The organism is bacterium (assembly GCA_040755795.1).
Taxonomy (GTDB): domain Bacteria; phylum UBA9089; class CG2-30-40-21; order CG2-30-40-21; family SBAY01; genus JBFLXS01.
Genome location: JBFLXS010000264.1, coordinates 1 through 5,616, shown reverse-complemented (window position 1 = coordinate 5,616; position 5,616 = coordinate 1). Strand labels below are relative to the sequence as shown.

The following is a 5,616-nucleotide window of genomic DNA, read 5'->3' as shown; positions in this document are numbered from 1 at the left end:
TTTTGTTGTATTTGAGGAAAAATTCCGCCAAAAGCAACGGATAGCTTTTGAGACAATTATGTTTCTCTCATTAGCTCATTTCTTTGGGTTTTACAATCCGAAGCAGTTAGCCGACTTTTTTGGCATATGGCATCAACCACTTTATGTTTCTCTTAAAAGATATAGCCTTTATTATCTTAAAGAGTAACCGTTCAGGTAATCCTTTACCGCAGAGACGCAGAGAAAAAATTAAAATCTATTTACCAGAGACAGAAATTTCGGGACGGTTCACTTTTGTTTGAAAGATTGCGGTTAGAAAATGAAGTTAAAATTGGAAATTAGAAATTAGGGAAGGAACTAAAAGCCCAATTTCCAATTTCAACTTTCTGTGAACGCTTACAAGTGATATTCAAAAGGAATCATAGGAAAAACGATAAAAGGAACCGTCCCAAATATACCTATTTCACAGGTTGAAATTTTCCTGAAAATGTATTTTTTTATTCTTGACATCAAATATCCTAATATGCTAAACTTAAACTGACGATTTATCAGACAAAATTAAAAAATAGTTGCTTTTTAGAAAGGTTTATGATATAATAAAATCATTATGGATTTATCGATTATACTTCCGGTCTATAATGAAGAAGAGAATATACCGAAACTTCATTCCAAGATAACCAATGTCCTCACTAAACTAAATAAGTCCTATGAAATAATTTATGTCGATGATGGGAGTAAGGATAGTAGTTTTGAAATTCTATCAGAGATGGCTAAAGCAGATAAAAGGGTAAAGATTGTTCAATTTCGCAAGAATTTTGGTCAGACAGCCGCTATATCAGCAGGAATTGAATATTCTCAAGGAGATATTTTAATCCTAATGGATGCTGATGGACAGAATGACCCGGAAGATATATCCCGACTTCTTGAAAAAATAGATGAAGGATATGATGTAGTTAGTGGTTGGCGAAAGAATCGCCAGGATAAGTTAATCACACGAAAAATTCCTTCTGTTTTAGCTAACAAGTTAATTTCTATGGTGACTGGAGTTCATCTCCATGATTATGGTTGCACACTCAAGGCATATAAAAGAGATATAATAAAAGATATTAAGCTTTATGGTGAAATGCATCGGTTTATCCCGGTTTATGCCGCCTGGTGGGGTGGAGCTAAAATAAGTGAGATAGTAGTTACTCATCATCCAAGACGCTATGGTAAGACGAAATATGGTCTTTCAAGAACCATAAAGGTTATTCTGGACCTTTGGACATTGAAATTTCTTGGTTCTTATGGCACCAAACCTATCTATACCTTTGGTGGATTTGGTATCCTGTTATGTTTTTCAGGAATAATGATAAGTGCTGTTGTCATCTTTCAAAAATATGCCTATGGTGTCTGGGTTCATAGAAATCCACTTTTACTCCTATCCGTTTTCTTATTTATCCTCGGGGTGCAATTGGGTATGTTAGGATTGTTAGCGGAGATAATTATTAGAACCTATTATGAATCTCAAAACAAATCTACCTATCTACTTAAAAAAATAATAAATCTTGAGAGGGGATAAAAAAAGGTGTGTGGAATTTGTGGCTATTTGACCTGGGGAGAAAAAACAGTTCAGCAGGAAATCGTCCACCAGATGTGTGAAGTAATTCGTCATCGAGGACCTGATGAGGAAGGAATTTATGTAGAGAAGAACATTGGCTTGGGGATGAGAAGATTAAATATTATTGACCTTGTTACCGGACATCAACCTATTCATAACGAAGATAAAACTATCTGGGTGGTTTATAATGGCGAAATTTACAATTTCCAGGAAATACGGAAGTCTTTAGAAAAAAACGGTCATCGTTTCTATACGCAGACCGATACGGAAGTTATCGTTCACCTCTATGAGGAAATGGGGACGAGATGTGTAGAAAAACTCAATGGTATGTTTGGATTTGCCCTCCGGGATAAACAAAGGAATAGACTCTTTTTAGCCCGTGATAGAATTGGCATTAAACCACTTCATTATGCAAGAGTAAATAATCAATTTATCTTTGGTTCAGAGATAAAAGCGATTCTTGTCCATCCGGATGTAAATAGAGAGATTGATTTGACTTCATTAGATAAATATCTTACCTATGAATATATTCCTGCACCGCAAACCATTTTTAAGCAAATCAAGAAGATTCCCCCAGGACATATTTTAACTATAAATCAGGCAGGAGAATTGAGAACAGAGCAGTACTGGGATATTAGTTTTAAGCATGATGAGAGGATAAAATCTGAAGAAGAATATGCAGAGGAACTCTTATCTCTACTTAAGGATGCAGTTAAAAGGCGATTGATAAGTGATGTGCCTTTAGGTGTTTTCTTGAGTGGAGGTATTGACTCAAGCACGGTTACTGCCTTGATGTCAGAATTAGTGCCCGGGCAGGTTAAAACCTTTTCTATTGGTTTTGAAGACAAGAGTTTTGATGAATCCTGTTATGCCCGCAAGGTTGCTCAATACTTTGGCACTTCTCATTATGAAGAAATACTAAGTCCCAACAAATTAATAGAACTTGTCCCGGTGATAGCTGATGTTTTAGACGAACCACTTGGAGATGCCTCAATTATCCCAACTTACCTACTTTCAAAGTTTACCAGGAAATATGTTACTGTAACCTTAGGCGGTGATGGTGGTGATGAATTATTCGCTGGTTATCCAACCTATCAAGCTCATAGATTAGCAGGTTTTTATGAAAAGATTCCTTCAATAATTCGGCAATCCATGATTGAGAAGGTAATTAGTCACTTACCTGTATCAACTTCAAATATCAGTTTTGATTTCCAGACAAAGAAATTTATCTCCGGTATTCCTTATCCTTCAGAAATCCGAAATTATATCTGGCTTGGCTCTTTTAGTCCGGAAGAAAAAAAAGACTTGCTTTCTAATGAAGTTTGTGATATACTTAAAAATGATACTTTTGAAGATATAAAGATATATCTTGCAAAAACTGACGCCCAATCCTTGCTTGAGAGATTGCTTTACTTAGATATGAAGTTTTATCTACAGGAGGATATCTTAGCCAAAGTTGATCGGGCAAGTATGGCTAATTCATTAGAGGTAAGAGCACCGTTTTTAGATTATACCTTTGTAGAATTCGTGGCTAATCTACCCCCACACCTGAAATTGCAGAACCTGACAACTAAATATATCCTTAAACAGGCGGTTAATAACCTATTACCCAAAGGGATTGCCAATAGAAAGAAAAAGGGTTTTGGTATTCCTATTGCCAAATGGTTTAAACAGGAATTAAAAGGATTTATCTTAGATGTTTTTGCTGAATCAAAGATTAAACAGGAAGGTTTTTTCAACTACAACTATATTAAACAACTTCTAACTGACCATTTTGAAAATAAAAAAGATAACCGAAAAGGACTCTGGACATTACTGGTGTTTGAGTTATGGTATGAAAAGTATATCAAAGGGAAACAATGAAAAGATATGATTTCTTCAAGGTAGTGAATAAAGTTTGTGAAGAAAGCAGGAAAAGAGCTTTGAAAGAAGCTGATAGAATTGCTTCTTTTCTAACAAATGAATATAATGTCAAAGAAGTTATTCTCTTTGGCTCAACTTTAAAGAAAGGTTGTTTTTCTTCCCACTCAGATATAGATATAGCAGTTAGTGGATTAAAAGATAAAGACCTCTTAGAAGCATACGGTGAAATATTAGTTAACTCATCATTTAAGGTTGACCTTATCCTTACAGAAAAGATAAGCGAAAAATTCAAACAAATGCTTAAAGAAAAAGGATTGAGTATCTATGAAAGAGGTTAGAACTTATACTTTAGCCAGTGAAATAGAAGAAGAAGTAAAAAAGATAAGGGAATTATTTGTAGAAAATGCAATGGTATGTAGGATGATTGAAGAAGGAGAAGAGTTTGATTTCTTAGATAGCCGAGGTCAATCAGCGATTATCCATGATATATATACTGGATTGGAGAAGGTATTTAAAAAGATTGCTAACGATTTAAATGGGGGCATTCCACCTGGTGAAGATTGGCATTATCGTTTACTTCATCAGATGTCTTTGGAAATAAAGGGTGTTCGTCCCGCAGTAGTTTCTAAAGAAAGTTATAGCCTTCTTAAGAAACTCCTTGCCTTCAGACATCTATTTAGAAATATCTATGGTTTTGAATTGGATAAAGAAAGAGTAGATGAACTTAATATTACCATCCAGGATAAAGGGGATAAAATCATAAAAGAGATAATTGATTTTGCAAATCTTCTACGGCGAAGAGGTGAAAATGAAGAAGGTATTTGATTTTGGTAAGAATTGGCAAAATTTTGTTAAGATGTATCTTAACGATAAAAGGATAGAAGAAGCAAAACGGTCATTATGCGAATTCTTAGAGATAAATGATTTAACTGGAAAAACCTTTTTGGACATTGGTTGTGGGAGTGGATTATTTTCTCTGGCTGCTTTAAGACTTGGGACATCAAAAGTAGTGAGTTTTGATGTAGACCCTTTTTCTGTCAAATGTGCTAAAACCTTGTGGCAACAGGAAGGTTCTCCTGTTAATTGGGAGATATTTGAAGGGTCAGTTCTGGATGAGGGTTTGATAAAAAAATTAGGAACCTTTGATATTGTCTATTCATGGGGGGTATTACATCATACTGGAGATATGTGGCAGGCTATTGAAAATGCTACTTATTTAGTCAATAAAGATGGTTTGTTATATATCGCTATTTACAACAAGGCAGATGGAGTGGGAATCTATCCTGATGGTAGATTTGGACCATCCAAATTCTGGCAGATAGAGAAAAGAATATATTCACAATTGCCAGCATTTGTCCAAAATTTGATAGATTTTGGTGTTATGGGCTTTTTAATCTTAGCTTATTTATTGACCTTTAACAACCCAATAAAGAAGATTAGAAACCATATTTCTTTAAGAGGAATGTCATGGCATATTGATATTAAAGACTGGCTTGGTGGGTATCCTTATGAATATGCCTCGGTGAGTGAGATTTTTAAATTTATGAAGAAGAAAGGATTTGAATTGATGAATCTCAAGAATAATAATGGTTTGATGAATAATGAATATCTTTTTAAAAAAATAATCGCACAATGATGCCGCGACAGTTTTTGACACTACCAGGTCGGCCAAAGGAGGAAAAAATCAATTGCCACAAAAAAGACTCCGCATAAAGAATAAAAAGGAATTATTAGCTATAGAGCTTTTTGTTAACCATGTTAAAAAATCTCTTGGAGATAATATCTCCTTCATAAAATTGTTTGGGTCAAAGGCAAGAGGAACTGCAGATAAAGATTCTGATATTGATATTTTAATAGTGACCAAAGATTATTCAAACGCTGATTTCGACACTCCTTAATTAGAAGTCATTAATTTTATTTTGAGTAAATTCAAGCCTATATTTCAGGTTTTTTATATTAAGAAGTATTATCTTAAAATGGTTTTCTGCCGATAATAGTAAATAGTAAGGAGTTACATAATTTGCTATTACGGGAGGGAATTAGTTAGGGGATTTTCAAATTACTACTGTATCAACTCTTTTTTCTCGTTTAGAGGATTTCACAAAGGGAATTCTTCCAGAGAAGGGAAAAGGGTGAGCAAGATATGGATGTGGATATTTGGAGCAGGATTGATT

Annotated in this window: 7 protein-coding genes; all 7 read left to right on the top strand. The window is 34.4% G+C overall.

Annotated elements, in window-relative coordinates; genetic code table 11:
• Positions 1-187 (top strand): hypothetical protein (locus AB1414_14325; GenBank protein ID MEW6608599.1); only part of this gene is annotated, 187 nt, incomplete at its 5' end.
• Positions 188-586: 399 nt separating this feature from the next.
• Entirely contained in the window at positions 587-1,540 is a 954-nt protein-coding gene (locus AB1414_14320; protein MEW6608598.1) for a glycosyltransferase family 2 protein, read from the top strand.
• Between the two features lie 6 nt (positions 1,541-1,546).
• Positions 1,547-3,442 (top strand): asparagine synthase (glutamine-hydrolyzing), encoded by a 1,896-nt coding sequence (gene asnB, locus AB1414_14315; protein MEW6608597.1) that lies wholly within the window; start codon positions 1,547-1,549, stop codon positions 3,440-3,442.
• Positions 3,439-3,780: a nucleotidyltransferase domain-containing protein gene (locus tag AB1414_14310; GenBank protein MEW6608596.1), complete on the top strand. Its 342-nt coding sequence runs from the start codon at positions 3,439-3,441 to the stop codon at positions 3,778-3,780. Before asnB ends, AB1414_14310 begins: the two co-directional genes overlap by 4 nt.
• Positions 3,767-4,267 carry a hypothetical protein gene (locus tag AB1414_14305; protein ID MEW6608595.1) on the top strand — a complete coding sequence of 167 codons (501 nt, stop codon included), beginning with the start codon at positions 3,767-3,769 and terminating at the stop codon, positions 4,265-4,267. The genes AB1414_14310 and AB1414_14305 overlap by 14 nt, the downstream gene beginning before the upstream one ends.
• Positions 4,251-5,078 carry a class I SAM-dependent methyltransferase gene (locus tag AB1414_14300; GenBank protein ID MEW6608594.1) on the top strand — a complete coding sequence of 276 codons (828 nt, stop codon included), beginning with the start codon at positions 4,251-4,253 and terminating at the stop codon, positions 5,076-5,078. Before AB1414_14305 ends, AB1414_14300 begins: the two co-directional genes overlap by 17 nt.
• Positions 5,079-5,130: 52 nt before the next feature.
• A complete protein-coding gene (locus AB1414_14295; protein MEW6608593.1) occupies positions 5,131-5,340 on the top strand; it encodes a nucleotidyltransferase domain-containing protein in 210 nt (69 codons plus the stop codon).
• Positions 5,341-5,616: the final 276 nt, after the last annotated feature.